Source organism: Arthrobacter sp. 1088 (assembly GCF_031455315.1).
Lineage (GTDB): Bacteria > Actinomycetota > Actinomycetes > Actinomycetales > Micrococcaceae > Arthrobacter.
Window position 1 is genome coordinate 24,737 of record NZ_JAVDSM010000005.1, and the last position, 25,748, is coordinate 50,484.

Sequence of the window (25,748 nt, forward strand, 5' to 3'; positions counted from 1 at the left end):
GCATCTGCTGCTACGTAGTTGGGTGAGAGCGCGCCTAAGCCAAACATCCGATGATTCGCGACTACTATGGATCCATGGCTGTCACAGATGAGGCGATTGGCAAGATCAAGGACATGCTGATCCGCGGGGAACTCAAGGCCGGGGATCGGCTTCCGCCCGAGAAGGAACTGAGCGAGCGGCTCGGTCTTTCGCGCAGTTCACTGCGTGAGGCGGTGAAGGCACTGGAGCTGATCCGCGTGCTCGACGTCCGCCGCGGCGACGGAACCTACGTCACCAGCCTCGATGCCAAATTGCTCAACGAAGCCGTGGCGTTTGTGGTTGACCTGCATCAGGACCGCTCCATCCTGGAACTCTTTGAGGTCCGACGAATCCTTGAACCGGCCACCGCCCACCTCGCTGCCGGCAAGATCGGGCCAGCAGAGCTTATGGCGCTCCGGGCCACCATGGACGGCATCGATGAAAACACGGACGTCGAAGAACTCGTAGCCCACGATCTCGAATTCCACCGAATCATCACGGAAGCGGCGGGGAACGACTACCTTGGCAGCCTCTTGGAAGCCCTGTCCAGCAGCACGGTCCGAGCCCGGATCTGGCGTGGCCTGACGCAGGAAAAAGCCGTGGCCCATACGCTGGCAGAACACCGCGCTATCGCCGACGCCCTGGAGCGCGGCGACGCCGAACTGGTCCGGGCCCTCGTGACTGTCCACATTAGCGGCGTGGAGAACTGGCTGCGGCAGGCGCTCTAGTCCGGGAAGCTCCAATCCCTGGAAATAGCTAGTCCTGTGGAAGCGGCGTGACCGGCAGCCCGTAGGCGCGGATTGCTGTCGCCTCGAGCACGGCATCCTGTTCAGGGACGCTCAGTGAAGAGACGAGTTCCAACAACACATCCAAGGTCCTGCCGTAAGGCGCACCCAGTGTGCTGACCGGCCAGTCGCTGCCGATCATCAAGCGATCGGGACCGAAGGCTTCCAGCGCTTCGTCGAACAGTGACCGCAACGACTCGGCCGAATACTCCACGCCGGGCAAGTGCAAGCCGGACAATTTGGCCACGGTGTTGGGCAGACGCCCTAGTTCTCGAAAATCAGCGCGCCAAAGGTCCATCGCAGTTGCGTCCGCAAGGGGTGGCTTGCCGAGATGATCCAGGACCACGGTCAGCTCAGGAAGTTCGCGGGCAAGCCGTACAGTGCCTCCCAGGTGGCGTGGGAAGGCATCGGGGACGTCGAAGGCCAGGCCGCGTGCGGCAAGCAAAGCCAGGGATTCGCGTACCGGGGGCAGGTCAAGGAAGTCATCCCGGGGATCATCGTGCACCAAATGCCGCACGCCCCTGAAGACGGAATGAGTGGCGAAGCGGTCCAGTTGGGACGCGGCTTCCGCGGGAGAGTCCAGTTGGATCCACCCCACGACGCCGAGTACCCACGGATTGCGCGACGCCACCCCCAGCATGCTCTCGGTGTCAGCAACTGAGTCGTCGGCCTGGACCAGGACCGCTCCCCTGACCCCCGCTGCGGCCAGGACCTCTTCGGCCTCATCCTCGCCGAAGCTGCGGAACAGCCCACCGTGCTGCGGGCCGAGCCATGAGTAGGGCCGGGCACCTCCCGTTACGAAGGTATCGAGATTCCAGAGATGCAGATGCGCGTCAATCACGCCGCAGGGCCTCCAACGCGTCCCACAATTCTTCGGGCACCGATTCCTGCATACGGCTGGCGTTCGAAGTGACCTGTTCAGGTCTGCTGGCCCCGACTGTCACATTCACCACGGCCGGATGCCGCAGGGGGAACTGGAGTGCCGCCGTCGGGAGTTCCACCCCGAAGTCGCGGCAGACTGCCGCGAGCGCACGCGCACGCTCAACCACTGCACGCGGTGCGCGGTCGTAGTTGTAATGCGCGTCGTCGGGGACTTCTGGACGGGCCAGCAGCCCGGAGTTGTAGACGCCAACATCCACGACGCCGGTGCGGTGCTCCACGCAGCGCTCGAGCAGCGGGGCGCTGGGCTGCTCAAGCAACGTGTAGCGTCCTGCGAGCATGATGAGGTCCAGGTCCGCGGCCTCGACACATTCCAAGGCTGCTTCCGCGGAGTTGGTGCCGACGCCGATGGCTTTGACCAAGCCCTCGGCGCGCAGTTTCTCCAGCGCTGGAAGGGCGTGGGAGATGCCCTTCTGGAGATCGTGGACATCGGGATCGTGGAGGTATGCGATATCCACATGGTCCAGGCCCAGGCGTTCCAGGGAGTCCTCGATGCTGCGCCGGATGCCGGCTTCGGTGAAATCCCATACGCGCCTGCTGGTAGCGGGGACGTCGAAGCCCTCGTCGTCCTTTGCCGAGCCGGCCGCTGCCGGGCCAGCCGTTGCCGAGCCGTCCGTTGCCGAGCCGGCATGGGGGTTGGCTTCCAGCAAGCGCCCCACTTTCGTGGAGATGACGAATTCTTCCCGGGGTTTGTCCCGGAGGACGGCGCCCAATCTCTGCTCGGACAAGCCCAGGCCGTAGTGGGGTGCGGTGTCGAAATAGCGGACCCCTGAATCCCAGGCCGCCAGGACAGTGGCCAATGCTTCCCCATCCGGGATGGCTTTGTACAGGTTTCCGATGCCGGCCCCACCGAATCCGAGCCTGCCGAGAGTCAGTGGTTCAGAGTTCATGGCAGTTCCCATACTTTCTGGATACCCGAATCGTTTCCGGAGTAATCGTCCTGAACCTCAAGAAGTTCTGCCATCCGGGCCTGCCAGGGAACGTTCGCCGGATGATCCGCGAGCGCATGGCGCATGGCTTGGTAGTCCTCGACGTCCACCACGTGGAAAAGGTCCAGCCCGCTGCGCCAGATCCGCCAATTCCGTACGCCGGCTCCTTTGAGGGCTTCAACGAGTTCGGGCGGGATGTTCGCGTGGGCGTCTGCGTATGCCTCTTCGGTTCCGGGTTTGAGCCGGGTGTGGAGGGCGATGCTTTCAGTCATTGAGATTCCCCGGCTTCAGGAAAAGTTCAAGCACGGGCACAGCGACGTCGGGCCGCTGGACGGGGAGCTTGATGGTCAGGGTCCCGGCTGGTTGGCCTCCGGGGGTCATGTTCATGGCCTGCTGTGCGGGGTCCACCTGTTGGAGGAAGACCTCGGATGCGTCGTTGAGGAGTTGGGCATACTCCACTTTGCCGGCCAGGTCCGGGAGATGGACGTATTCAAAGGGCCAGGCGAAGAGATGCACGTACAGGCGGTCCCCGCGCTGGGTGTAGCGGGCATCCGCAGGTGCTGTGAACTGTGAAGTCCCCGCGCCGTAAATCGAGCGGGAATGCAGTTCCATCCACTCGCCGATGCCTTCAAGGGAGGCGAGCGCCCGGGGGTCGATGCTGCCCCGGCCTGTTGGGCCTACGTTAAGCAGCAGGTTGCCGCCTTTGGAGACGCCATCCACCAGCATTCGGATGAGCAGGTCCACGGATTTGTAGTTGAGGTTGTCGCGGTCGTAACCCCAGCTGCCGTTCAAGGTCTGGCAGGCCTCCCAAGTGACGGGGACGCCGTCGACCATCATGGGTCCGGCCGGCTGGTACTGCTCGGGGGTGACGAAGTCGCCGGGGATACCAAGGCGGTCGTTGACCACTATGCCCGGCTGCAGTTCCCGCACCATGGCGAGCAGGGTTTCGGAGTCCCAGTCCTTGGCACCCTTGCCGCCCCAGAACTCTGCGTGTCCGTCTCCTGCGTAGGAGAAATCGAAGAACAGGTAGTCGATGGTGCCGTAGTTGCCCAGGAGCTCGCGCACCTGTCCGTGCAGGTACTCGCGGTAGCGTGCCATGTCGCGTCCGGCGTTGAGGTTTTCGACGTCGGCTGCGTTGCGTTGGGGGTGCACGCCGTCGATGGTGAAGTCCGGGTGGTGCCAGTCGATCAGCGAGTGGTAGAAACCGACTTTGAGCCCTTCAGCCCGCAGCGCGTCCACGTAGGGTGCAATCAGGTCACGGCCCGCTGGGGTGTTGGTGGCTTTGTAGTTCGTCAGGGCTGAGTCCCATAGGCAGAAGCCATCGTGATGCTTGGTGGTGAGGACCACGTATTTCATGCCGGCCCTGCGCGCGGCCCGTGCCCATTCGTGGGGATCGTAGAGATCGGGGTCAAAGCGCCGGAAGTATTTGGAGTACTCCTCCACAGTGGTTTCCTCGCGGTTCATCACCCACTCGTGCCGGGCGGGCAGGGCATACAGGCCCCAGTGTACGAACATGCCAAAGCGTGCCTCTTCGAACCAAGGTGCGTGCTGGATCAACGGGATACCTTCCGTGTGCCGGGATTTGGCAGTGCTTTTTGGAGCGTCAGGCCCGGATTGGGAGCCGCTCAGCGCTTCCCAATCCGGGCTGATTCTATTGGTAGAGGTTGGGCTTAATGGTCTCGGAGTCGATGTTCTTGGCGTCGTACCAGTAGAAGCCGGTATCGATCTTGCCCGGCAACTTCTCACCCTTGATCGCGGCAACGGCGGCCTTGATCGTCTCATAGCCGATGCCAACGGGGTTCTGGGTGACGGCGCCTGCCATGAGCCCGGACTTGATCGCGTCGATTTGCGCCTTGCCGGAGTCGAATCCGACGATCGTCAGCTTGCCCTTGAGGCCAAGCTCCTCCACGGCCTTGACGACGCCGATTGCCGAACCTTCGTTGGTTCCGTACATGCCTTTGAGGTTCGGGTTGGCGGTGATGATCGCCTTGGCAGCGTCTGCCGAGAGCAGCTGGTCACCACCGGCGTACTGGATGGCGACGATCTTGACGCCGGGGTTGTTCTTTTCGATGTATTCCTTGAAGCCGTCCCGACGGTCCGTGCCGGACTTGGACGTCTGGTCGTGGCCGATGATGGCGATCTCCCCTGATCCGCCAATCAGTTCAGCAAGGTGCTTGGCAGCCTCAGCTGCTGCAGCCTTGTTGTCGGTGGAAGCCGTGGTGGCCGGGATGGTGGAGTCAACGCCGGAGTCGAACGCAATGACCGGGATGTTCTTGCTCTTGGCCTGCTCCAGGAGGGGCGTGGCGGCCTGTGAGTCCAGCGCTGCGAAGCCGATGGCTGCAGGCGATTTGCCCAGTGCCGTGGTGAGCATCTGGATCTGCTGGTCGACGTCCTTCTCGGTGTTCGGGCCCTCAAAGCTGATCTCGACGTTGAATTCCTTGGCAGCCTTGTCCGCTCCTTGCTTGACGGCCTGCCAGAACTGGTGCTGGAAACCTTTGGACACGACGGCGATGTACGGCTTGGCGCCGTCGGCTGCTGCTCCGCTGGCGGAGGCGGATCCGGCCGGTGCCTCGCAGCCGGCGATGGCAACGGCACCTAGGGCGAGGCCGGTGAGGGTAAGGAAGGAACGGCGGTTGTGGATGGACTTGCTCACGATTGAAGACTCCCTTTTCTGAGGATGCGTTCTGGAGAAGATGCGTTCTGGAGAGGATGCGATTGGGTGGAGCGGAAGCGGGTGGTTGGAGCCGAAACGCAGCGGCTATTTGGTGGTCTCCTTCCTGCGCAGCATGTCCAGATAGACCGCCACGAGGATCACGACGCCGATTGCCACGTTCTGCCACTCCTGCGGCACGGAGATAATGCGCAGGCCGTTGGTCAGGACGGACATGATGAGGGCGCCGATCACCGTTCCGACGATGGAGCCTTTGCCTCCGGCCAGGGATGTTCCACCGATCACGACGGCGGCAATCGCCTGCAGCTCGTAGCCCATGCCCTGCCCCGGCTGGGCGGAGTTCAGGCGGGCTGCAATGATGACGCCGGCCAGGCCTGTGAAGGCTCCGGCGGCCGTATAGATCCACAATTTCCAGTTCCGCACATTGATGCCGGAAAGTGCTGTTGCTTCCTCGTTGGAGCCGATGGAAAAGGTGTAGCGGCCCAAGAGCGTCTTGCTCATGACGAGTCCGGCCAGTACGGCCACCGCGAAGAAGATGAATACTGCGTTGGGAACTACCAGGCCCGGGATGGGCTTGCCGAGGGCAAGGTTGGCGAAGCCTTCAGTGCTGGTGAAATAGATGGGCTTGGTTCCGGAAACCACCAGGGCCATGCCCTGTGCTACGAGCATCGTGGCCAAGGTGGCAATGAACGGTGGGATCTTCAGGAACGAAATAAGGAACCCATTGACGGCACCGATCACAGCACCCATCAGGATGCCGCCAATGACGCCGGCCCACAGCGGCAGCCCGAGATAGGTCAGGACCACGCCCGTCATGACCGAGCACAGGCTCATGCCGGTACCTACGGAGAGATCAATGCCTCCGGTAATGATCACGAACGTCGCGCCCAGGGCCAGCAACCCGATCACGACGGTGGAGAGAAGGATGTCCGAAAGATTGCTTGGCACCAGGAACCTTGAGTTCATCGCACCGAAAAAGATGACCAGGACAATGAGTGAACCGAAGGCCAGGAGCTGTTGAAGGGATGAACGGAACCGGGTTGCCAGGTCACGTACGGGCTTCTGTTCGGCGGGTCCGGGCTTTGTACCCTGGTTGCGGGACGCGGGGGTCTCTACAAGGCTCATGCTGTCATTGCTCCTGGTGTGGCGATGGCGCGGCGGGTGGCCAGCTCCATGATTTGTTCCTGGGTGGCTTCAGCGTTGCTGAGGAAGCCTGTGATCCGGCCTTCGGCCATAACGGCGATCCGGTGGGACATGCGCAGGATCTCGGGAAGCTCCGAGGAGATCATGATGATCGATTTCCCACCGGCGGCCAGTTCGTTAAGGAGCCTGTAAATTTCCTCCTTGGCACCAACGTCGATTCCACGCGTGGGTTCATCAAAAATGAGAATGTCGCAGTCCTTGACCAGCCACTTGGCGATCACGATCTTTTGCTGGTTGCCGCCGGAGAGATTGCGCGCCAGCTGGTTGATGGATGGCGTTTTGATCCGTAGCTTCCTGCTGTATTCCTCAGCGGTCCTGCGCAACGCCGAATCCTTGATGAAACCACCCGGCGCGTTCGCCGCGAGTGAGGAGAGCATGATGTTTTCCTTCACGTCCCGCTCAAGCATGAGGCCAAGATGCTTTCGGTCCTCGGACAGGTAGCCGATGCCCAGCTTCGCGGCAGCGGCAGGGTTCGGGATGGCCGCATCAACACCGCGTACCTGTAGCCGGGTGAACGTGGCACGATCGGCGCCCACCAGGGCCCGTGCCACCTCCGTCCGACCTGCGCCCATGAGCCCGGCGAAGCCAAGGATTTCGCCGCGTCGCAGTTCGAATCCGACATCCCGCAGCAAGGCTCGCGTCGATAACCCCTCAACCGAAAGCACGACGTCGTTACGCACCTCGGCGGGGACCGCCGTCGGGCGCTGTTCTCCCGAAATCCGACGCCCCACCATCAGGGAGATGACTTCCTTCATGGTGGTTTCCGCTGTATTGACGGTGTCCACGTACTCGCCATCGCGGATGACGGTGATGCGCTGTGAGATCTGCTTGAGTTCGTCCATCCTGTGGGAGATGTAGATGACGCCTGTGGTGGGAGAGATGAATCCACGGATGATCTGGTGCAGGGCGGCCACCTCGGCGTCATTCAGTGCTGCCGTTGGTTCGTCCATGATGATCACTTTGGAATCGTGGCTCAGTGCTTTCGCGATCTCCACCATCTGCTGCTTGGCGACCGTCAGCTGCCCCACTTTCTGACGGGGATTCAACTGCAGCCCGATCCTGTCCAGCAGTTCCCGGGCCTGATGGTTGAGGGCCCGTTCGTTCAGCACTCCGAAGCGCCGGGGTTCGCGGCCGATGAAGATGTTCTGGGCCACGGTGAGGTCCGGCATCAGGTTGAATTCCTGGTGGATGATGCTGATGCCCAGTTCCTGCGCGTGCTTGGGACTGTTGGGGACAAAGGCCGTTCCGTTCAGCTCGAAGGCGCCGCTGTCCGGTGTGTAGATGCCGGATAGAAGCTTCATCAGCGTGGACTTTCCGGCGCCGTTCTCACCCACGAGCGCAAGGACTTCACCATGGCGAAGCTCCAGCCCCATGTTGTTCAGGGCCCGGACTCCGGGGAAACTCTTGCTGACTCCATGAAGGGAGAGCAGCGGTGGTGCTTGCTGGGTCATGCGATCACTTCCTTGTGAGCGTGCACGTGCTGTCGCGGTACGTTATCGGGCCCAGACGGGGCCGTCGGGGAAGGCGTATTCCGTCAGTGTTTCACGCACCATTTCGTTGCCCGCGCCAGGAGCCGACGGCGGCCAGTAGACGCCGCTTCGGACGTCCACGGGTGTGATGAAGTGCTGGTGCAGATGGTCCACGAACTCGATCATCCTGCCTTCTTTGGTACCAGAGACTGCAACGAAGTCGAACATGGACAGGTGCTGAACGGCCTCGCACAGCCCCACGCCGCCGGCATGCGGACACACCCGGATCCCGAACTTGGCCGCGAGCAGCAGGATGGCAATGTTCTCGTTGACCCCGGCTACACGGGCCGCATCTATCTGCAGGACCTGGAGGGAGCCAGCCTGGAGCATCTGCTTGAACACCACCCGGTTCTGGACGTGCTCGCCTGTTGCCACGGGGATGGGGGCAACCCCGCGGGCAATGGCCGCATGCCCCAGGACGTCATCGGGGCTGGTAGGTTCCTCGATCCAGGCGATGTCATAGGGAGCCAGGTGGGCCATCCAATCGATGGCTTCCTGGACATCCCAGCGCTGGTTGGCGTCCACCGCGATCCTGGTGTCCGGACCCACCGCCGCCCGGGCAATCCCGACGCGCCGGATATCGTCCTCCAAGGAGGCACCCACCTTGAGCTTGATCTGCGCAAACCCATCGGCCACGGCTTCCTTGGCAAGGCGCGTAAGTTTCTCGTCGCTGTAACCCAGCCAACCCGGCGTCGTGGTGTAGGCGGGGTAGCCTTCAGCGCGGAGGGCTGCTTTGCGTAGCTCCTTTCCCGGCTCCGCCATCCGGAGGATCGCCAGCGCTTCATCCGGCGTGAGGGCGTCGGAGAGGTATCTGAAGTCCACCAATGCCACGAGTTCCTCGGGACTCATGTCTGCCAGCAGTTCCCAGAGCGGCAAGCCTGCCCGCTTGGCCTTCAGATCCCAGAGAGCGTTGACCACCGCACCTATGGCCATATGTATGACGCCCTTCTCCGGTCCAAGCCAGCGGAGCTGGGAATCGTGGGCCATCAGCTTCCAGGTGGCACCCATGTCGCCCAGGAGGTCCTCCACGTTACGGCCCAGAATGTGCTCCCGGAGGGCGTCGAGGGCTGCCGTCTCAACCTCGTTTCCGCGCCCGATCGTGAACACGAAGCCGTGGCCTTCATGACCGTCACCGGCATCAGTGCGAATGATCAGGTACGCGGCTGAATAGTCGGGGTCCGGGTTCATGGCATCGGAGCCATCGAGGTCCTGTGAGGTGGGAAAGCGGATATCGAAAGTGTCCACTGCGGTGACGACGCTCATTGCGCTCCTTGCTTGGCAGCTGGCGGTTGATCTAGGTAGAGCTAAACATCCGATGTCTACCTTGTCAATGGGTCACATTTCCGTATTATGTAGTGAAACAGCACACTAGAGCTCGGATGTTAGTCCCAAACGCACGGAGGAAGCCATGACCTTGAAATTCGCCAGGCTGGGTACGGCCGGAAACGAACAACCGGCCGTCATCGCCCAGGACGCCGACGGCACAGAGAAGTACTTCGATCTCTCGACGCTGACCAACGACATCGACGGCGTTTTCCTCGCCTCCGACGGTTTCACCCGGACCCGCGCAGCCCTCCAATCGGGGGAACTTGCGGAAATTTCCGTCGAGGGCATGCGCATCGGCGCTCCCATTGCCCGGCCCGGCTCGGTGATTGCCATCGGCCTGAATTACACCGCGCACGCCGCCGAATCCGGGGCCACGCCGCCCGAGGTACCAGTGGTTTTCCTCAAGCCGTCCAACACCATCAGCGGACCTTTCGACGCAGCGCCCATCCCGCCGTCGTCGGAAAAGTACGACTGGGAAGTGGAATTGGCAATCGTGATCGGCAAGGAAGCGTCCTACCTTTCCTCCCTGGACGAGGCCGAAGCATGCATCGTCGGCTACGCAGTGGCCAACGACCTGTCCGAGCGCGACTACCAGATTCCCGGAGCCGCCGGACAATGGACCAAGGGCAAGTCACTCCCCGCCTCCACTCCCTTGGGCCCGTGGCTTGTACCCGCCGCTGACGTTGATGCCAACAACCTCCGGCTGAGGACCCTGGTCAACGGCGAAGCCCGCCAGGACTCGAACACCTCGGACATGATTTTCGATCCCGCCACGATTGTCCACCACCTCAGCCAGTACATGGTTCTGGAGCCAGGTGATGTCATCATCACCGGCACACCCGAAGGTGTGGCCCTCTCCGGTAGGTTCCCGTACATCCAGCCCGGCGACGTCGTGGAACTGGAGATCGACGGCTTGGGCCGGCAGCGCCAGGAATACTACCGCGCGCAGGCCGGCACCGTTTCCGCCGTCCCTGCCCACATCAGCGCCTGATGGCAACCCCTATGGGCCAGGAATTCGAAGGCCTGGCAGCACTCGTAACCGGCGGGGCCTCCGGGATTGGTGCTGCCATCGCCCACCGGCTCTCCGCCGGTGGCGCGCAGGTCGCCGTCCTGGACCTGGCACCTGAAACCAGCCCGCACTTCGGCGTGGAATGCAACGTGGCCGATGACGCCTCGGTGCGTTCCGCCGTCGAGACCGTTGCCAGGCAGTTCGGCCGCCTGGACATCGTGGTCAACAACGCCGGTATAGGCGCCCAAGGTGACATCGCCGCAAACGACGACGACGAGTGGCTCCGGGTCCTGAACATCAACGTCGTGGGAATTGCGCGCGTCAGCAGAGCGGCGCTGCCCTACCTGCGTGAGTCGCCGTCCGCGGCCATCGTGAACACGTGCTCGATTGCCGCGACCGCCGGGCTGCCCCAGCGGGCGCTGTACTCGGCGTCGAAGGGTGCGGTGCTGTCCTTGACGCTGGCCATGGCTGCCGACCACGTCCGCGAGGGCATCCGCGTGAACTGCGTCAACCCAGGCACCGTGGACACTCCTTGGGTGGGCCGCCTCCTGGATTCCGCCGCTGACCCTGCAGCTGAGCGCGCCGCGCTCAATGCCCGTCAACCTCATGGCCGGATGGTGGACCCTGCCGAGGTTGCAGGCGCGGTCGCCTACCTCGCGAGCCCGCTGTCCGGTTCGACGTCGGGAACCTCCCTGGCCGTCGACGGCGGCATGCAGGGTTTGCGGCTAAGGCCGGTTCAGTAGGGGGTGCGTTGGTTGGGGATGGCTCCTGAGTTGGCTCACGGGCTCAGGTCTCGCGGACCGGCAGGCCGCTGAGCTGCGGTGTTGTGTCAAAAGAGAGATGGACAGTGGGACTTCGAACCTTCCGAGGCAGGCGCCGGAACCCCTGGCCTCGAAGCTGGCTGTGCCGACTGCTAGCCGTCCAGCCGATCCGGCGTGGTTATCCTGTCGTGCCCCTCGTCCATACTTGACGTTGGATGCCGAGTGACAATGGGGCGCTGGTTATCGTACCGATGAGAGCAAAGCTTACTACCACTTGCGCGGCTTCCTGTGTCGCCTACGGGGTACCCATCGGTTGTCGCTTGTTGTGGCATTTCGGTTTGTGCCAGGCACGGGTGAGCGTAGCGAGCGACGCCCTGTCTGCTCGGTCTGCTGGCAGATGCCCGGCGACTGACGGGCTGGAACAGCTGGGCAGCGACCGAAGGGTCTGCGGCCGATTCCATCCCACTGCACTGCAACCACCAGTTCCGTTGCCCTTGCGAAACTCGTCCAAACCCTCCCCGGTCCGCCTGCGCTCCCACGCGGTTCCCACTAAGAACCCAAGTGGGACGGTTCTTCACTGCACCTTGTCAAAGTGCTTGAGTAAGGCCGCGTCCCAGATGAGATGACGAGGCACGGATAGTCTGTGGTCGAGGTCCAAGGGAGGAAGAAGGGCCGCTGCGTGAACTCTTTTGTGGCCAGCGGTCAATACATAGTGTGAGCACAGACAGCGAAATCATCAGGCGGTCCCGGGACAGCCCCGCAGTTTTCGGGGAGCTGTACGATCGGCATGCCTCAGCCATTTACAGGTATGCGGCCAGAAGGGCAGGGGAATTCGCCGCGGACGACGTTACCTCGGAAACCTTCCTGGTCGCTTGGGAGCATCTGGAAAGATACGACACGAGCCGGGACGATGCCCGGCCATGGTTGTTCGGCATCGCTACCAACTTGCTTCGACAGCATCACCGGGCCGAAGCCAGCGTCCTCAGAACAGCCGCGAAAACGGCTTCAAGTGAGGCCATAGCCGATGACTCCGACCGGATCGCTGCTGAGGTCGACGCCAAGGTAGCCACCGGGAGAATTGCTCAAGCCCTCCGGGATATGGCTGCGATCGACCGGGAAACGTTGTTGCTCTACGCATGGGCTGATCTGACTTACGAAGGCATTGCCCAGGCCATGGGCGTTCCGGTCGGGACGGTTCGCTCCCGCTTGAACCGTGCGCGGCAAACACTTCAAGCCCAGCTCAACCTTGAAAGACCTACCGAAACGGAGAACCACCATGGACGACCTTCAGCTGCTCCGCGAGATGCGTAGCGATGTCGGCTCAGCACCACCTGCTACGTTGGCCCGGGGCAGGGAAAAAGTCATGGCCAAAGTGCAAGCGTCCGTCAGCTCAGCGTCTCAGCGGAAACCCACCGTTTCGCCTATTCGGTTCCGGCGACGTGCCCTTTTCGCTTCTGCCGCTGCCGCGCTGTTGGTCGGCGGTATCGTCATTGCCGATGTCGTCAGACCTGGAGGTCCGGGAACCACGGCAGAGGCGGCCGAGGTGCTGAACAACGCCGCTGCTGCAACCATTCAAACGTCCGACCCTGTGGTGGGACCCGGCCAGTATCTGAAGATCGCAACGAGGTCGGTCTTTGGAACGGGGGGGCAGGCTGCCAATGTAAGCGACGTGAGATGGGAAGAGACCACAAACAGTCAGATGTACGTGCCAGCCGACAGGGCAGATGTATGGGTCTGGAACCGGGAACCTCGCCTGATTTTGGACTCGCCGAGCGAGGAAGCCAAGGCTCTGCCAGACGAGGTCCGTGAGGCTCAGGAAGCCGAGTGGGATGGGCAGCCTGAGTTCGTCGGGATTCTGCGTTCCCCGGGAGGTGTCTTCTATGGGAGTGAGCCGACCGTCATCGTTGGTACGCCGTTAAGGGAGGCCGCGAGTCTGCCTAGGGATCCACGGGCTCTCCTGGATTTGATCTACGAACGCATCAAGGGCGCCGGGAAGTCTCCCGACGGTGAGGCTTTCACGGCAATCGCGGACGGCCTGCGGACAGGAGTCGTTCCGGCTGACCTGCGCGCTGCGCTGTACAAGGCAGCTGCTCTAATTCCCGGCGTTACGGTGACTGACAGGCACGCAATGATCGACGACCGCACAGGCATCGCCATCGGTATCGCATCATCTGACGGAGTGACGGGAGCGAACATCGTTATCGATCCTGCCTCGGGTCTGGTCATCGGGGTACAGTCCGTGTTGCTCAAGGACTATCCCGGATATCCCGCGGGGACCGTCACGACTTGGACCTCGCTGAGGACCTCAGTGGTGGACTTCGCTCCCTAAGCTGTCGCCCCAGAGAGATTTGCCCCACATCACGGCGGGGCGGTCGCCGTTGGGGGATGACCGCCCCAAGTGGACGGACTGAGCCCGAACGGTCCGTCCACCGGCCCTGCATGCCTACCTCGCGATGATGGTTCTCCTCACCGCTGGGATGAACCCCAGGGACGCTAAACCCCTTTAATCTGGCATAGATTTTGAGATTCGGAAATCTTTGACCGAAGGAGTGCTGGAGAGTATCCGGAAAGTGATTCTCGTTTGTCACGCCCTATGAACTTGTTTTGCGATTCGACAGCAACAGGACGCCGAACGTCGCGAGGCACGTTCAGCAGAACATCATTTCGTTAGAGGAAGAATCGTCGGCTTCACTTAGCCAGCCAATTCCCGCCCACGCGAAGCAGTATTGAGCAGTTTCCCATTGCTGCGGCGTCCTAGGCGAGTTCACCGGCAGAAACAGCGAGCCCGTTACTCCCGCTTTCCGCCCTTGTATTTTCCTTACGACGGCGGCTCCAGATCGCAAAAGGCGTGGCGAAGCCAGATTGTCTGAGGAACAGGTTAGAGTCTGCTCCAGTCGGCGTGGTCGACAACCAAATCTCAATTATGGGGGCAATATGCGGAAGTTAATCAAGGGCGGGATCTCTGGGATCTCGGCCCTGATTGCGGCACTTTTTGTCGTTGTGATCGGCGTGCAGCCGGCTCACGCAGGGTGGTACAACTATTTGGCTGGTCACCCGATGTACAAAGGCACTTCGCCTTGGTGTACCGGCAGTTATGTCATTAACGGCACGAGCGGGACTTTTATCCTGACGGCTGGCCATTGCTTTTCTGTGGGCGAACGGGTGTCCGGCACGGGCGCCCAGTTCGGCACGCTGGAGTACCGAAAGAACAACGGCACTGACGGTGACTCCGGGCTCGTTCGACCCGACGCCGGCGTCGACGTGTACCAGACCATTGTTGATCCGAAGACAGGGAATGCTCCTGGCAGCGGACATGTAACGGGAAAGATGCCCAGTGCTGATCAGACTCTCGGCACTGCGGTCGGCAAGATGGGCAATACAACAGGCTGGACTGAAGGAACGATCCAATACCGCTTTTTGGATTGGAACGGAGTTTACGTCTACTGCGCCAACTATGCCCGAGCCGGAGGTGATTCCGGCGGTCCCGTTTGGCGACAGGACAGCCAAGGTCTGCGAGCTGTTGGCATGCCCGTCGGGGCCCTTAACTACAACGGTTCCGTTCTCGGTTGCTACATCCCCATAGACACTCTTTTGAGTCAGTGGGGAGCGAGCATGAACTTCTGGCCAGCGTACGCAGCTCGTGGGACAGTTTCAGAGGAAGAATTGATGCCTCCAAGCCCGAGCAACGAGCTCCCGCCCGTACTCACAGCCGCCGATGGTGTGCAGCTGATCCTGGACTAGTGGGAGTCTCCGGAAGCGGTAGCTGGGCAAACGTGTTTGCTCGCTAATACAAACTAAATATGGGATGTCCTCCTGGTTGCTCAGAAAACCAATGCAGCAGCTAGGAGGATATCCATTTAATGTGCTGTCAATTCGTCACGGCAACCTGCCCAGCTTGGCGGCTGATGCCAGCTGCCCGGCCAATATCCGTCCAGGAAGCGCCTGCCGCTTTCGCAGCCGCAACGGTCTTATCCAGACGATGCCCGGCCTGCCGGTGCTCCCTCGCCGCCGCCTCCACCCCAGGAATCGCTTCGGGCCTGAGTTGGCTCACGGGCAGTGGTCTCGCGGAGCGGCAGGCCGCTGACCTGTGGTGATGTTTGCGGATGTACAGTTTTTCACGCACTGATGGAACTTGATCTAGTGTCACGGTGTGGCATTGATCAGGAGGGTGCGGACGGCATCTGGCGCTCAGCGACCATCACCATCAACGGCACACGCAGACCTTCGCACCCGACATCGCCAACGAGCAACAAGCCATTCTCGATGCCATCCGGAGTCCAAAACTCACGCACTGAGCAAATGAGCCACGTCAGGCCGGATGGTGGACCCTGCCGAGGTTGCAGGCGCGGTCGCCTACCTCGCAAGCCCGCTGTCCGGTTCGACGTCGGGAACCTCCCTGGCCGTCGACGGCGGCATGCAGGGTTTGCGGCTAAGGCCGGTTCAGTAGGGGCGCTGTGATTGGGACTGCCTCGGTTGGGGCTGGTTTGACGTGGCGTTTCAGTAAAGCCCGTTGAAGATGTTCCAGCCCCAACCGACAGTCTCCATGCCCTTCCAACCACCGCGACCATCGCCGTAGTACATCACCAGATCGCCGGCGGCATTCACGCCATGGACATCATTGAAACCGTCCCGGTTGAAGTCGCCAGCACTGCCAACCATGGTCAGGACGTTCCAGCCTTGGCCGATCTGGCGCACCATGGTCCAGCCACCGTGGCCGTCACCGCCATACAGATACAGTCGTCCGGCTTTGTCTTTCGCCAGGACGTCCACGTTGCCGTCTCCATCCCAGTCACCAGGCCCGATGAGCAGGTCCATGACGTCCCAGCCTTGGCCGACTTTCACGCGAGGATTCCAGCTGCCGAAGGGCTTGGACGGATAGATGTAAAGGTCGCCGTTCGTCTCTGCGCTGAGGAGATCGTTCATTCCGTCCCCGTCGAAGTCCCCTGGTCCAATCGCAAGAACCGTCGGCTGCCACTCCCAAGTGGCTTGCGGGTACAGCGTATGGAACCCTCCGTCGCCCGTTCCCGGGTAGCGGTAGAGCGTCCCCGAGGTGTTCTCGACCATGAGGTCGGCGATGCCGTCGTGGGTCACGTCGCCCGGGGCGATGATCGTGGTGAAGAAGCCCCACCCCGGACCTACATAGCGGGATTCCTTCCACCCTTTGACGTTGTCCTTACCGAGGTACAAAATGAGTGCGCCGCCATGGGTACGGCCAAGCAGCTCAAAAACCCCACGGCCGGTGAAGCCAGCCGCGCGCACCGGTCCCTGCGCTACGGCCGGTGTTGCTTCCGTGACCAGTTCCTGGCCGGGGCACTTGCCGGGCGAAGCCTTGACTATTGCCGAGATTCGCCCGCCGATGTCGTCTTTCTCCAGGACGTAGAGATTCCGGTTGTAGAGCGGGTTCCCGTCTACGGGTTGGCCGTCCCGGAGCCATTGGACGGAGTAGCCAGGATCCCCGTCTCCTCCGCAGCCCGAAAAGTAGTCCTGGGCACCCTGAACGAACAGCGCCGAGCCGACAATAGGTGCACCGGAGATCTTCACGCCAGACGCATCCGCAGCGTGGGCAGGGGAAACGAAGCCCGAAACAACGAGCGCCGGACCGAAGAACAGCGCCGCAATGCTTTTGATGATCGAGTTCTTTGGTGACATGTTCGCCCTCCCCCTCAGTGGGCCTTGAATCAGTGGAGCCCGTTGAAAATGTTCCAGCCCCAGCCGATGGTCTCGACGCCCTTCCAACCGCCGCGGCCATCGCCGTAGTACATCACGAGGTCATCGGCGTCGACAGCTTCCGCGGGCGGAGCAAACGTTGTGCCAATCAGCAAACCCACGGATCCCCCTCTTTACGGCGTGGCCCAGCCAGGTGTTGCGCTTATCTTAGGTGCGGGAAACGACGCCGGGACGAAAGCGGGTGGCGACAGGCCGCCGTCGGGTGTTGGCTGCGTAACGCAACGGGCCTGCAACGTCCCAGGGCGGATGCTTCCCCTATGCTCAACTCCAAGGAATCAACGGCGATCCACCAAGCACACCCAGGAGAAACCCCATGACCAACTGGCGTATCAGGGACTTCCATTCGTCCGATCTTGACGGCATCCTGCACCTCTGGGAGTCACTCAAGGCTGATGGTGTTGAGCCCGTGTACGCACTCTCTGAGGTCCTTGCCTCGTGTGAGAAGGACCATGCAGTGGTGGCTGTCCAGGGCGATCAAGTGGTTGGCGCCGCGGTTGGACGTGCGGCGCATGACCAAGGCTGGGTCGTTTTCCTCGCCACGCTGACGGAGTTCCGTGGCAGGGGCATCGGCACTTCGCTGCTGTCCGCCGTCGAGAACCGCATGGCTCCGCACGGCCTCAACAAGCTGTCCGCGCTCATGCCGGAAACCGAAACCCGCGTGGAAGCGTTCCTGGGGCGCGGCTTCGTGGTGAAGAAGAACCTGCGGTACTTCGAACGGACCATTCCCGTGCAGCGCCAGGAGCTGGAACCGCTGAGCCTTCTCGGTGGCCGGATCCTGGCCCGCGACCTGTGGGAAAACGTGGCGGGCATGAAGCGCGAGAAGGAACTCTTGGAACGCCGTTTGGTCCTTCCGCTGGCTGAGGCGGACCTCGCCGACGAATACGGTGTGGTGCCGCCGCGCGCCGTCGTGCTTTTTGGTCCTCCGGGCACCGGCAAGACGACCTTTGCCAAGGCGATCGCTTCACGTTTGGAGTGGCCGTTCGTGGAGGTGTTCCCGTCGCGCCTGGCTTCTGACCCCAAGGGCCTGGCCGGGGCGCTGCGGGAGACGTTCCTGGAAATCGCCGAGCTGGAACACGCAGTGGTGTTCATTGACGAAGTGGAGGAGATCGCCTCGCAGCGCGCGGGCGATCCCCCGTCGCCGCTGCAGGGCGTCACCAACGAGCTCCTCAAGATCATCCCGGCTTTCCGCGAACAGCCAGGCCGCCTCCTGGTCTGCGCCACCAACTTCATTCGCGCCCTGGACACCGCGTTCCTGCGCCACGGCCGGTTCGACTACGTCATCCCCATCGGCCTGCCGGACGTCCACGCCCGCGAAGCAATGTGGCAGCGGTTCATCCCCGCCACCGTTGTGGACGACGTCGATATTGCCCAGTTGGTGGAACGCACCCAGGGTTTCTCGCCGGCAGACATCGAGTTTGCCGCGCGCAGCGCGTCCCAGCGCGCCTTGGAAAAGGCCGTGTACGACGACGGTGCTGCTTCGGGTGCGTCGTCCGCAGTCTCGTCGAACGGACGGAAGGGGCCGGTCACACAGGACTACCTCGACGCAATCGCCGATACCCGCACGACGGTGAGCGACGAGGTGTACCAGGAGTTCCTCGAAGACATCGATGTGCTGGGGCGCGTGTAAAGTTTGGCAACGGTAATCTTTGACGCATGTCCACAAACCCACTTCGCCATGCCCTGGCCCGCATGGGCGGCCGAGATCCCCACGAGAAGCACCGCACGGCCACTCCGCTGGAGCTGTTTTTCGACCTGACGTTTGTCATTGCCTTCGGGGTTGCCGGCAGCCAGTTCGCCCATGCTGTTGCAGAGGCGCATTTCTGGCCAGGACTCCTGGCGTTCGCGTTCGCCATGTTTGCCGTGATCTGGGCCTGGATAAACTTCACCTGGTTCGCGAGCGCCTACGACACCGACGACTGGGTGTTCCGTGTGGTCACCATGGTCCAAATGGTGGGTGTGCTGATCCTGGCCATGGGCATAGAGCCGGTATTCCACTCCATCATCGAAGGCAAGCACGTGGACAACGTGACCATGGTGCTGGGCTACATCATCATGCGTGTCGCCTTGATCTTCCAGTGGCTGCGCGCCGCCCGCCAGGATCCTGCCCGCCGAGAAACGTGTTTGCGGTATGCAAAATACGTCGCACTGGTACAAGTGGGGTGGGTCGCAGTCCTCTTGATCGATGCGAGCATCGCCACTACCTTCCTCATGGCAGCCCCGTTGTTCATCCTGGAGATGGCGGCGCCATACTTCGCAGAACGGAAGATCCGTACCCCTTGGCATGCCCATCACATCGCCGAACGGTACGGTCTACTGGCCATTATTGCCCTGGGCGAGTGCCTGATCGGCGCCATTGAAACGCTTCGCGCAATCGTTGCCCTCCACGGCTGGACCTTGGATGCTGCGCTGGTTGGTTTGAGCGGGACGGGCCTGGCCTTCGCCCTGTGGTGGATTTACTTCATCCTGCCCTCAGGTCCTGCCCTCCACGTACAGCGGCACCGCTCGTGGATCTTCGGCTACGGGCACCTCCCCCTTTTCGCAGCTATCGCAGCAACCGGCGCCGGACTTCACGTTGCCGCCTACTTCATCGATCATGAGGCACACATCCCGGCGGCTGGCGCGGTCGCCTCGATCGCCATCCCTGTCATCCTGTTCAAGGTCTCGCTGACTACGCTCTACAGCATTATGCTCGGCCCGGACCGGGAGCTTCTCTGGAGCTCAGCGCTGGTGGTGATCGCTTTGGCGGGAAGCATCGCCATGGCGGCAGCGGGCGCGTCCGTACCCCTCTGCATGTTGGAAATGATGGTGGTGCTTGGGCTCTCGATCATTTTCGATGAACGCCGTGGACACAAGGGACGGGCAGCAGCCCTGCGTCGGCTGGAGGCGGCGGCGGGCTGAGGGTGCACGGATGGAGTCGGTACGTTCGTGCCGGTTTTTCACAGGAATGCCTTGATTTGCCGCTGTTTCCGGGTGCAAACTTGGGGAATCGGCACGTTCGTACCGATTCACGAAGTGGGAGGACCTCATGCCAGCCAACAGCCTCATGGCAACTCTCGGTTCTGAAGTCCGCGCCCGCCGCGCCTCATTGAGCCTGAGCCAGCAGGACGTCGCCGATCTCGCGGGCGTCTCCGAACGGTTCGTCCGGTTCGTGGAAACAGGCAAGAGCACAGTCCAGCTTGAGCCCCTTGTGGCAGTGCTGGACACCCTCGGCCTGGAACTTTCCCTCCAACAAGCCGGTAGGCCTGGCGCTTCCTGGACAGCTTCCGAGCCAGCACAATGACCTTCCACCGCATCGCCGACGTCTACAAACGGGGCATCCTCGCGGCGCGCCTCGAACGGCATGAGGGCGGCACCAAGTTCAGCTACCTTCCGAAGTACCTCGACGCCGGCCTACCCGCCGTGGCAACGACGCTCCCTGTGAGCGCCGAGCCTGTTTTCACGCCGAGCGGCGCAGTACCGCCCTACTTCACCGGCCTGCTGCCTGAGGGCCGGCGGCTCAACTCCCTGCGGCGCAGTGTCAAGGCGAGCGCCGACGACGAACTCGCCCTCCTCATGGCAGCGGGCGGCGACGCAGTGGGCGACGTCCAGACGGTCCCCCACGGCGAGGCACTGGCGGAAGGGGGCGCCGCCGTCGTGCTTGATTCAAAACTGCCGCTGGACTTCGATGCGTTGCTGGGCGATTCCGGATTGATCGATCCCGTGGCGCTGGCGGGTGTGCAGGACAAGTTGTCTGCCGGGATGATTTCACTGCCCGTGGCGCAGGCTGGCAAGCGGTACATCCTTAAGCTCAACGCCCCGGAGTTCCCCTCTGTGGTGGAAAACGAGTTCCTGATGTTCCGTTATGCGCGCCGGCTGCGGATTCCGGTGAGCAACGTGCAGTTGGTGCACGACGTCGGTGGCAGGGCCGGTCTCCTGGTGGAGCGTTTTGATCGGGTCACCGCAGCCGACGGCTCGCCTCTGCGGCTGGCGGTGGAGGACGGCGCCCAGATCCTGGGGCTGTACCCCGCGGACAAGTACAGTGTTCCGTTCAGCGAGGTCTGCGCGGCGCTGGCCGGGCATTGCCCTGCCCGCCTTCCAGCACTGCGGAATCTGGTCATCCAACTCGCCTTTGCCTGGCTGACGGGGAACGGGGATCTGCACGCCAAGAACGTTTCCATGGTGGAGGCGCCCGGGGTTCTTGGCGCGCGCGAATTCACCATCGCCCCGGTCTACGACATTCCCTCCACAGTGGTTTACGGCGACAAGACGCTCGCGTTGGCCGTCGGCGGGAAGAAGACCGGTATCTCCCGAAAGCACTTCCTCGCCTGGGCCGCGAAGCTTGGGCTGACTGAACGGGCGGCATTGCATTCGGTAGACATCGCCCTCAAAGCAACCGGCTCCTTGATCAGCGACCTCGACGGCGGCGCCTCGCCCTTCGCGGCGAGGCAAACCAAGGAGTGGACCAAGGAGCTCAAGCATCGTCGGCGCCTGATGGAGGGCTGACTCCCGGGTTACCCAGGAACGATTTCGTCGAGCTCCGGAAGCAGATACGGGTTCACCCGCTGCAGGATCAGCGCCACTTCATCACGCGGCACGGCCCGGTAGAGCACCGGTCGGGCGTCGGCGTAGCGCGTCATGGGCGGCTTGTCGGGCCATTTCTCCGCCAGTGCCTGGACGCGTTCCGGCAGGGAATTGTGGGCATTATCGGCGATTTTGACCAAGGTGGCGTCGTGGTCCTCGGCCACAAACCGGATTCCTGCTTCATAATCGTCGGGGTCATCGTGGAAGCGGCGGGTGACACGTTCGATGATGGCGAGGGCGCGATCGGACACTCCCATGTCCAACAGGGCTTGCCGCGTGATGGGAGTATCCTCGGCGATGTCGTGAAGGTAGCCCGCAATCCGGATGTCCTCGTCAAAGTCGGCGAGCGCGTCCCCCACCGCCAGGACATGCTCCCGATAAGGGCGCTTGAGCTTGTCCTTTTGGCGGTTGTGGGCCACCTCGGCGAGTATCTTCGCCGTCTCAACGGTGAAGCGTGGTTCGGTCATGCGGGCCTCCGGATTGATGTAGGCACCGAACAGGAATCGGACCTCTCTTCAGGCTATCCGTAAAGTCCCTCGCAGCGCCTACCCAGGCACTGGCACTACTCCTGAACAGGTCCTACTCCTGAACGGCGCGGGCGGCGATGCCTACTGCGAGCGCCCTCGGCACGCGCTGCGCCAGACCGGCGGCGATCCGGTTGGCCCAGCCGGACACGACACTTGCCGGCGTTCCGGGGCGGTCCAGCGCTTTGAGCGCTGTTTGCACAACCTGCGCCGAAGTTTGCATGCGGCCAACTGCAGCCGATTCGCTGCCAAGGACATCGAAGAACTCGGTGCGGGTGGCGCCCGGGCAGAGAGCGAGTACACGAAGTCCTGAACTCTTGACCTCGTGGGCGACGGCCTCGGTAAAGCTGAGGACGAACGCCTTCGTGGCACCATAGACGGCCATGCCGGGGATGGGCTGGAAAGCGGCTGTGCTGGCGACATTCAACAGGGCGCCCTTGCCCGAAGAGAGCATGGCTGGCAGGAAGGCCCGGGTGATATCCACCAGGGCAGCCACATTGAGTGCGATCTCGGAAGCGATGACTTCCGGATCTTCCTCTACCAAGGGAGAGCGTGTTCCGAACCCGGCATTGTTGATGAGGGTGTCCACGGTGATTCCGCGCTTGGCCATTTCGTCCACGAGTTCGGCGCCAACACCGGCCCGGCCCAGGTCCATGGGAAGCACTGTGACGGCTACGCCATGCTCGGAGCGCAATTTCCCGGCCAGTTCTTCGAGACGGTCTGCCCGGCGGGCTACGAGGACCAGGTTGGAACCTCGAGCGGCAAAGCGGCTCGCGAATTCAGCGCCAAGCCCGGAGCTGGCGCCTGTGATCAATGCGGTAGTACCCGAATAGGTCATGGTCATGGCAAGTCCAATCTGTAAGCGCCGGCTCCGGATGAAGCCCGCTGACTCGATGTAGTCAATGCCAACATCGTAGGCACTGTCTACATTGTTGTCAATGACTACTTCTCCGCTAGACTATCGGTATGACGGACCAGCCCTACCACCACGGCAAGCTGCGCGAGGCCTTACTGGAGCGCGCCATGGAAACCATTGAGCAAGCCGGCGTCGACGGACTCTCCCTCAGGCAGCTGGCCAGGGACCTCAATGTCAGCCATGGGGCCCCGGCCAAACATTTCCGCGACAAGCAATCCCTCATCGACGCCTTGGCGTTGGCTGGGTTCGAATCAATGAACCATCGGATCCTCGCTGCCTCCCAGGCCGGAGATGACCTTCGTCAGCGCTTCGCAAGCGTGGCCACTGCCTATGTGGACTTCGCAGTCACCCACCCGGCGCTCTTGACCGTCATGTATTCCACCAAGCATCACCCCGGGTCCAGCACCGAGTTGCGGAACATCGGCGAGCAAGGAATCCATGTAGCCCGCGCCCTCATTGCGGAGGCACAGGATGATGGGGCCTTGGCCCCGGGCGACACCGAAACCCTGGCAATGGTGTGCTTCGTGAGCTTGCATGGCGCCGCGCTCCTGGCAGCAGGCAAGCAACTGGACGGCAACAGTGTTGAGGACGTTGTTGCTGCCACTACTGACACCCTGTGGGCCGGCATGGCGGCGGGAGTTCCAGCCGCGCAGCTCTCACAGACAGCGGGCGCCTGACCAGCCTGATGAGGGCCAGCCAGCCTGAGGGCCGGCCAGCCTGAGGGCCAGCGAGCGTGAGGGCGCAGGCAGGACTACGAAAGCCCTGCAATTGCCTCCCGGACGGCTGAACTGAGCAGGAGGTTGCGGCATCCAACTCCTCCCGGCTCGGCCTGTTGCGGGACGTATCCAAAGCCAAGTTCATACACCGGGTCCGCGAACCCCAAAGCCGCGCTGGCGCCGTCGTGCCCGAACGCGCGGTAGCTGCCGAAGGGCATGCGGCTGTGGGGCTTCATGAAGACAGTGGCAAAGCAACCGGCCTCGCCGAAGACGCGATCAATTCCGAACACTTGCTCAGCGGAAACCCTGCGGATGGTCTCCTCCGTCAGGAAGGGTGCGACGGCGTCCTGACCGCCGGCGGCCAACCCCGTTACCGCCGCAGCGTAGATCCTGGCCATCCCCTCAGCGCTGGAGACGCCTGCAACCGAACTCATACCCGCGGCGCGGACCTCGAGGATGTTCGGAAGATCCAGGATGTCGCCCTCTGCAGCATTGGCTGACAATCCGAAGTGGCTGGCGGGGTCTACCCAGGGCCAGGTGGGGTCGGCCGCCCAGCGGAAAGGCGCGAAGCGTTCTTCCTCAGCATCCGGTAGGCCAAGGTAGAAGTGGGCACCGGTGACGGAGCGGATGCGCTGTTCGAAGACCTCCTGGAGCCTGGAACCCGTGATTCGACGGCACAGCTCCTCCATGAAAATGCCGATTGTCAGGGCGTGGTAGCCGAACGCCGCACCGGGCTTCCACAGGGGCGGAAGTTTGGCGAGCTTCGCGGCCGCGAGTTCGGAATTGTTGACTTCCTCAAGGCTCACGCCGCCCTCGACGCCCAACAGACCGGCCTGGTGCGAAAGGAGTTGGGAAACAGTGACGGAGGCCTTCCCTTCAACACCGAACTCCGGCCAATATTTGACCACTTCCGCGTCGGGATCCAGCTCGCCGTCTTGAGCGAGCAGAGCCATAACAAGGCCTGCCATGCCCTTGGAGCACGAGAAAACACCTGTCACTGAATCTGCACGAGTATGGGGCCCGCCGCTGATATCCAGCACCTTGACACCCCGATGGTACGCCGCCAGCTGGGCGGAATATTCAGGGTCTTGTTCGAGGAAACTTTCGAAGAGCCCGGCTACGGATTCGAAACCTGGGGCGATCACCTGTGAATGCATCCAGACAGCCTACTTGGCCTGCCTTCAGCCGTTGGGCGTTTTCCACACCCAGGGCTCCCTTGGCAGCCTTTCGGGGTCGAATTCGGGCACCGCATCCTGCAAGGAACCTGCCGGCAATCCCAACGACTCAAGGAGGAGGTCGCGCACGCGCACCGCTGAAACCCCGACGGCGGCGAGGTCGCCAAGCGTCACCGCACCGTCGCGCTTTGCCAGCCTCACGCCGTCGTGGTTTATAACCAGCGGAACGTGGGCATATTCCAGCACTGGCAAGCCCAACAGGGTGGCCAAGTAAGCCTGCCGCGGAGTGGACGGAAGGAGGTCATCGCCCCTGACCACCTGGTCGATTCCCTGGGCGGCATCGTCTACTACAACGGCCAGGTTGTAGGCCGTGACGCCATCGTTGCGACGCAGTACAAAGTCATCCACCACACCCACGTAGTGTCCGTGCAACTGGTCCTCAACAGCCCACTCAGCGACGTCCGACCGGAGGCGGATCGAGGCCGGACGCGACGCCCGGCGGATCTCGCGCTCGGCCTCGGACAGCCTGCGGCACGTCCCCGGATACGCGCCTTGTGGAGAGTGCGGCGCAGACGGCGCCTCCTGGATTTCGCGGCGCGTGCAGAAGCATTCGTAGGTGCGGCCCTGGACAGTCAGGCGGCCAATTGCGTCCTCGTACAGCGGTCCGCGCTCAGTCTGACGCACGACGGCGGCGTCCCAACTGACGCCGACGGCCTTCAGGTCGCGGAGCTGCTCAGCTTCCGAGCCGGACCGGGCACGGTCCAGGTCTTCAACACGGAGCAGGAAGTCGCGGCCAGTCGATTTGGCGAAGAGCCAGGCGAGGATCGCCGTCCGGAGATTGCCTACATGCAGTTCCCCGGAAGGACTCGGGGCGAAGCGGCCGGCAGACGTCATGATCCAAGCCTATGCGTCCGGGCACAACACAAGAGCCCCTCAGCTACCGCAACGATCCGGTGGCTC

26 protein-coding genes and 1 pseudogene are annotated in these 25,748 nt (G+C 62.5%); 12 read left to right on the forward strand and 15 right to left on the reverse strand.

All coding sequences use genetic code 11. The features are described from left to right. Positions 1-74: 74 nt before the first annotated feature. Positions 75-746, forward strand: a complete 672-nt coding sequence (locus tag J2Y41_RS08780) for a FadR/GntR family transcriptional regulator (RefSeq protein WP_224093485.1) — start codon at positions 75-77, stop codon at positions 744-746. Positions 747-774: 28 nt separating this feature from the next. Here J2Y41_RS08780 and J2Y41_RS08785 read toward each other — a convergent pair whose 3' ends face one another. The 8 genes from J2Y41_RS08785 to J2Y41_RS08820 all read right to left on the reverse strand — a co-directional run bounded on the left by J2Y41_RS08785 (position 775) and on the right by J2Y41_RS08820 (position 9,337). Continuing rightward, entirely contained in the window at positions 775-1,644 is an 870-nt protein-coding gene (locus J2Y41_RS08785) for an amidohydrolase family protein (protein WP_309928078.1), read from the reverse strand. Next, entirely contained in the window at positions 1,637-2,632 is a 996-nt protein-coding gene (locus J2Y41_RS08790) for an aldo/keto reductase (RefSeq protein WP_224165621.1), read from the reverse strand. Before J2Y41_RS08790 ends, J2Y41_RS08785 begins: the two co-directional genes overlap by 8 nt. Beyond that, positions 2,629-2,943, reverse strand: coding sequence for an L-rhamnose mutarotase (locus J2Y41_RS08795; RefSeq protein ID WP_224093482.1), 315 nt, complete (start codon positions 2,941-2,943; stop codon positions 2,629-2,631). The genes J2Y41_RS08790 and J2Y41_RS08795 overlap by 4 nt, the downstream gene beginning before the upstream one ends. Further along, complete coding sequence (locus J2Y41_RS08800; protein ID WP_224165622.1) at positions 2,936-4,228, reverse strand: alpha-L-fucosidase; 1,293 nt, start codon at positions 4,226-4,228, stop codon at positions 2,936-2,938. Before J2Y41_RS08800 ends, J2Y41_RS08795 begins: the two co-directional genes overlap by 8 nt. Before the next feature lie 94 nt (positions 4,229-4,322). Continuing rightward, a complete protein-coding gene (locus tag J2Y41_RS08805; RefSeq protein ID WP_224165623.1) occupies positions 4,323-5,324 on the reverse strand; it encodes an ABC transporter substrate-binding protein in 1,002 nt (333 codons plus the stop codon). 105 nt (positions 5,325-5,429) lie between these two features. Beyond that, the gene (locus J2Y41_RS08810) at positions 5,430-6,467 is read right to left on the reverse strand and encodes an ABC transporter permease (protein ID WP_224165624.1); all 1,038 of its coding nucleotides are present in this window, start codon (positions 6,465-6,467) and stop codon (positions 5,430-5,432) included. After that, on the reverse strand, positions 6,464-7,996 hold the full coding sequence (locus tag J2Y41_RS08815) for a sugar ABC transporter ATP-binding protein (RefSeq protein ID WP_224165625.1): 1,533 nt from the start codon (positions 7,994-7,996) through the stop codon (positions 6,464-6,466). Before J2Y41_RS08815 ends, J2Y41_RS08810 begins: the two co-directional genes overlap by 4 nt. Positions 7,997-8,038: 42 nt before the next feature. Further along, positions 8,039-9,337, reverse strand: a complete 1,299-nt coding sequence (locus J2Y41_RS08820; protein WP_224165626.1) for an L-fuconate dehydratase — start codon at positions 9,335-9,337, stop codon at positions 8,039-8,041. Between the two features lie 145 nt (positions 9,338-9,482). On the opposite strand from J2Y41_RS08820, the gene J2Y41_RS08825 reads away from it, so the two are divergent. The 5 genes from J2Y41_RS08825 to J2Y41_RS08845 all read left to right on the forward strand — a co-directional run bounded on the left by J2Y41_RS08825 (position 9,483) and on the right by J2Y41_RS08845 (position 14,911). Further along, positions 9,483-10,391 (forward strand): fumarylacetoacetate hydrolase family protein, encoded by a 909-nt coding sequence (locus J2Y41_RS08825; RefSeq protein WP_224165627.1) that lies wholly within the window; start codon positions 9,483-9,485, stop codon positions 10,389-10,391. Further along, positions 10,391-11,152: an SDR family NAD(P)-dependent oxidoreductase gene (locus tag J2Y41_RS08830; RefSeq protein ID WP_224165628.1), complete on the forward strand. Its 762-nt coding sequence runs from the start codon at positions 10,391-10,393 to the stop codon at positions 11,150-11,152. The genes J2Y41_RS08825 and J2Y41_RS08830 overlap by 1 nt, the downstream gene beginning before the upstream one ends. Positions 11,153-11,884: 732 nt before the next feature. Beyond that, on the forward strand, positions 11,885-12,481 hold the full coding sequence (locus J2Y41_RS08835) for an RNA polymerase sigma factor (protein ID WP_224093477.1): 597 nt from the start codon (positions 11,885-11,887) through the stop codon (positions 12,479-12,481). After that, positions 12,447-13,499 carry a CU044_5270 family protein gene (locus J2Y41_RS08840; protein ID WP_224165629.1) on the forward strand — a complete coding sequence of 351 codons (1,053 nt, stop codon included), beginning with the start codon at positions 12,447-12,449 and terminating at the stop codon, positions 13,497-13,499. The genes J2Y41_RS08835 and J2Y41_RS08840 overlap by 35 nt, the downstream gene beginning before the upstream one ends. A gap of 605 nt (positions 13,500-14,104) precedes the next feature. Beyond that, a complete protein-coding gene (locus J2Y41_RS08845) occupies positions 14,105-14,911 on the forward strand; it encodes a trypsin-like serine protease (RefSeq protein WP_309928082.1) in 807 nt (268 codons plus the stop codon). A gap of 127 nt (positions 14,912-15,038) precedes the next feature. Here J2Y41_RS08845 and J2Y41_RS08850 read toward each other — a convergent pair whose 3' ends face one another. Beyond that, the gene (locus tag J2Y41_RS08850; protein WP_224093471.1) at positions 15,039-15,221 is read right to left on the reverse strand and encodes a hypothetical protein; all 183 of its coding nucleotides are present in this window, start codon (positions 15,219-15,221) and stop codon (positions 15,039-15,041) included. 261 nt (positions 15,222-15,482) lie between these two features. Between J2Y41_RS08850 and J2Y41_RS08855 the strand changes: the two are divergent. After that, positions 15,483-15,617: pseudogene (locus J2Y41_RS08855) on the forward strand (SDR family oxidoreductase); the annotation flags it as partial. A 50-nt stretch (positions 15,618-15,667) separates the two neighbouring features. On the opposite strand, the gene J2Y41_RS08860 reads toward J2Y41_RS08855, so the two are convergent. Together J2Y41_RS08860 and J2Y41_RS08865 are read right to left on the reverse strand one after the other, a co-directional pair. Then, the gene (locus J2Y41_RS08860) at positions 15,668-16,819 is read right to left on the reverse strand and encodes a VCBS repeat-containing protein (protein WP_224165631.1); all 1,152 of its coding nucleotides are present in this window, start codon (positions 16,817-16,819) and stop codon (positions 15,668-15,670) included. Between the two features lie 29 nt (positions 16,820-16,848). Next, the gene (locus J2Y41_RS08865) at positions 16,849-16,998 is read right to left on the reverse strand and encodes a hypothetical protein (RefSeq protein ID WP_224165632.1); all 150 of its coding nucleotides are present in this window, start codon (positions 16,996-16,998) and stop codon (positions 16,849-16,851) included. 212 nt (positions 16,999-17,210) lie between these two features. Between J2Y41_RS08865 and J2Y41_RS08870 the strand changes: the two genes are divergently transcribed. The 4 genes from J2Y41_RS08870 (at position 17,211) to J2Y41_RS08885 (ending at position 21,379) form a co-directional block, all read left to right on the forward strand. Further along, entirely contained in the window at positions 17,211-18,524 is a 1,314-nt protein-coding gene (locus J2Y41_RS08870) for an ATP-binding protein (protein WP_224093469.1), read from the forward strand. A gap of 26 nt (positions 18,525-18,550) precedes the next feature. After that, a complete protein-coding gene (locus J2Y41_RS08875; RefSeq protein WP_224093468.1) occupies positions 18,551-19,795 on the forward strand; it encodes a low temperature requirement protein A in 1,245 nt (414 codons plus the stop codon). 127 nt (positions 19,796-19,922) lie between these two features. Beyond that, entirely contained in the window at positions 19,923-20,177 is a 255-nt protein-coding gene (locus J2Y41_RS08880) for a helix-turn-helix transcriptional regulator (RefSeq protein ID WP_224165633.1), read from the forward strand. Then, positions 20,174-21,379, forward strand: a complete 1,206-nt coding sequence (locus J2Y41_RS08885; protein ID WP_224165634.1) for a type II toxin-antitoxin system HipA family toxin — start codon at positions 20,174-20,176, stop codon at positions 21,377-21,379. Before J2Y41_RS08880 ends, J2Y41_RS08885 begins: the two co-directional genes overlap by 4 nt. Before the next feature lie 8 nt (positions 21,380-21,387). Here the strand turns inward: J2Y41_RS08885 and J2Y41_RS08890 are convergent, their stop codons facing one another. Beyond that, on the reverse strand, positions 21,388-21,924 hold the full coding sequence (locus J2Y41_RS08890) for a phosphohydrolase (protein WP_224165635.1): 537 nt from the start codon (positions 21,922-21,924) through the stop codon (positions 21,388-21,390). A 112-nt stretch (positions 21,925-22,036) separates the two neighbouring features. Then, on the reverse strand, positions 22,037-22,825 hold the full coding sequence (locus J2Y41_RS08895; RefSeq protein WP_224165636.1) for an SDR family oxidoreductase: 789 nt from the start codon (positions 22,823-22,825) through the stop codon (positions 22,037-22,039). A gap of 122 nt (positions 22,826-22,947) precedes the next feature. Between J2Y41_RS08895 and J2Y41_RS08900 the strand changes: the two genes are divergently transcribed. Beyond that, on the forward strand, positions 22,948-23,574 hold the full coding sequence (locus tag J2Y41_RS08900; RefSeq protein ID WP_224165637.1) for a TetR/AcrR family transcriptional regulator: 627 nt from the start codon (positions 22,948-22,950) through the stop codon (positions 23,572-23,574). Positions 23,575-23,648: 74 nt separating this feature from the next. Here J2Y41_RS08900 and J2Y41_RS08905 read toward each other — a convergent pair whose 3' ends face one another. After that, on the reverse strand, positions 23,649-24,770 hold the full coding sequence (locus J2Y41_RS08905; RefSeq protein WP_309928091.1) for a serine hydrolase domain-containing protein: 1,122 nt from the start codon (positions 24,768-24,770) through the stop codon (positions 23,649-23,651). Between the two features lie 24 nt (positions 24,771-24,794). Continuing rightward, positions 24,795-25,682, reverse strand: coding sequence for a tRNA glutamyl-Q(34) synthetase GluQRS (gene gluQRS / locus J2Y41_RS08910; RefSeq protein WP_309928093.1), 888 nt, complete (start codon positions 25,680-25,682; stop codon positions 24,795-24,797). Between the last annotated feature and the right edge of the window lie 66 nt (positions 25,683-25,748).

Bases quoted from the DNA above. Each gene is read 5' to 3' on its own strand.
- J2Y41_RS08780 (WP_224093485.1), top strand. From the start codon at position 75: ATGGCTGTCACAGATGAGGCGATTGGCAAGATCAAGGACATGCTGATC.
- J2Y41_RS08790 (WP_224165621.1), bottom strand. From the start codon at position 2,632: ATGAACTCTGAACCACTGACTCTCGGCAGGCTCGGATTCGGTGGGGCC.
- J2Y41_RS08795 (WP_224093482.1), bottom strand. From the start codon at position 2,943: ATGACTGAAAGCATCGCCCTCCACACCCGGCTCAAACCCGGAACCGAA.
- J2Y41_RS08810 (WP_224165624.1), bottom strand. From the start codon at position 6,467: ATGAGCCTTGTAGAGACCCCCGCGTCCCGCAACCAGGGTACAAAGCCC.
- J2Y41_RS08815 (WP_224165625.1), bottom strand. From the start codon at position 7,996: ATGACCCAGCAAGCACCACCGCTGCTCTCCCTTCATGGAGTCAGCAAG.
- J2Y41_RS08820 (WP_224165626.1), bottom strand. From the start codon at position 9,337: ATGAGCGTCGTCACCGCAGTGGACACTTTCGATATCCGCTTTCCCACC.
- J2Y41_RS08825 (WP_224165627.1), top strand. From the start codon at position 9,483: ATGACCTTGAAATTCGCCAGGCTGGGTACGGCCGGAAACGAACAACCG.
- J2Y41_RS08830 (WP_224165628.1), top strand. From the start codon at position 10,391: ATGGCAACCCCTATGGGCCAGGAATTCGAAGGCCTGGCAGCACTCGTA.
- J2Y41_RS08840 (WP_224165629.1), top strand. From the start codon at position 12,447: ATGGACGACCTTCAGCTGCTCCGCGAGATGCGTAGCGATGTCGGCTCA.
- J2Y41_RS08845 (WP_309928082.1), top strand. From the start codon at position 14,105: ATGCGGAAGTTAATCAAGGGCGGGATCTCTGGGATCTCGGCCCTGATT.
- J2Y41_RS08860 (WP_224165631.1), bottom strand. From the start codon at position 16,819: ATGTCACCAAAGAACTCGATCATCAAAAGCATTGCGGCGCTGTTCTTC.
- J2Y41_RS08870 (WP_224093469.1), top strand. From the start codon at position 17,211: ATGACCAACTGGCGTATCAGGGACTTCCATTCGTCCGATCTTGACGGC.
- J2Y41_RS08875 (WP_224093468.1), top strand. From the start codon at position 18,551: ATGTCCACAAACCCACTTCGCCATGCCCTGGCCCGCATGGGCGGCCGA.
- J2Y41_RS08880 (WP_224165633.1), top strand. From the start codon at position 19,923: ATGCCAGCCAACAGCCTCATGGCAACTCTCGGTTCTGAAGTCCGCGCC.
- J2Y41_RS08885 (WP_224165634.1), top strand. From the start codon at position 20,174: ATGACCTTCCACCGCATCGCCGACGTCTACAAACGGGGCATCCTCGCG.
- J2Y41_RS08890 (WP_224165635.1), bottom strand. From the start codon at position 21,924: ATGACCGAACCACGCTTCACCGTTGAGACGGCGAAGATACTCGCCGAG.
- J2Y41_RS08895 (WP_224165636.1), bottom strand. From the start codon at position 22,825: ATGACCATGACCTATTCGGGTACTACCGCATTGATCACAGGCGCCAGC.
- J2Y41_RS08900 (WP_224165637.1), top strand. From the start codon at position 22,948: ATGACGGACCAGCCCTACCACCACGGCAAGCTGCGCGAGGCCTTACTG.
- J2Y41_RS08905 (WP_309928091.1), bottom strand. From the start codon at position 24,770: ATGCATTCACAGGTGATCGCCCCAGGTTTCGAATCCGTAGCCGGGCTC.
- gluQRS (WP_309928093.1), bottom strand. From the start codon at position 25,682: ATGACGTCTGCCGGCCGCTTCGCCCCGAGTCCTTCCGGGGAACTGCAT.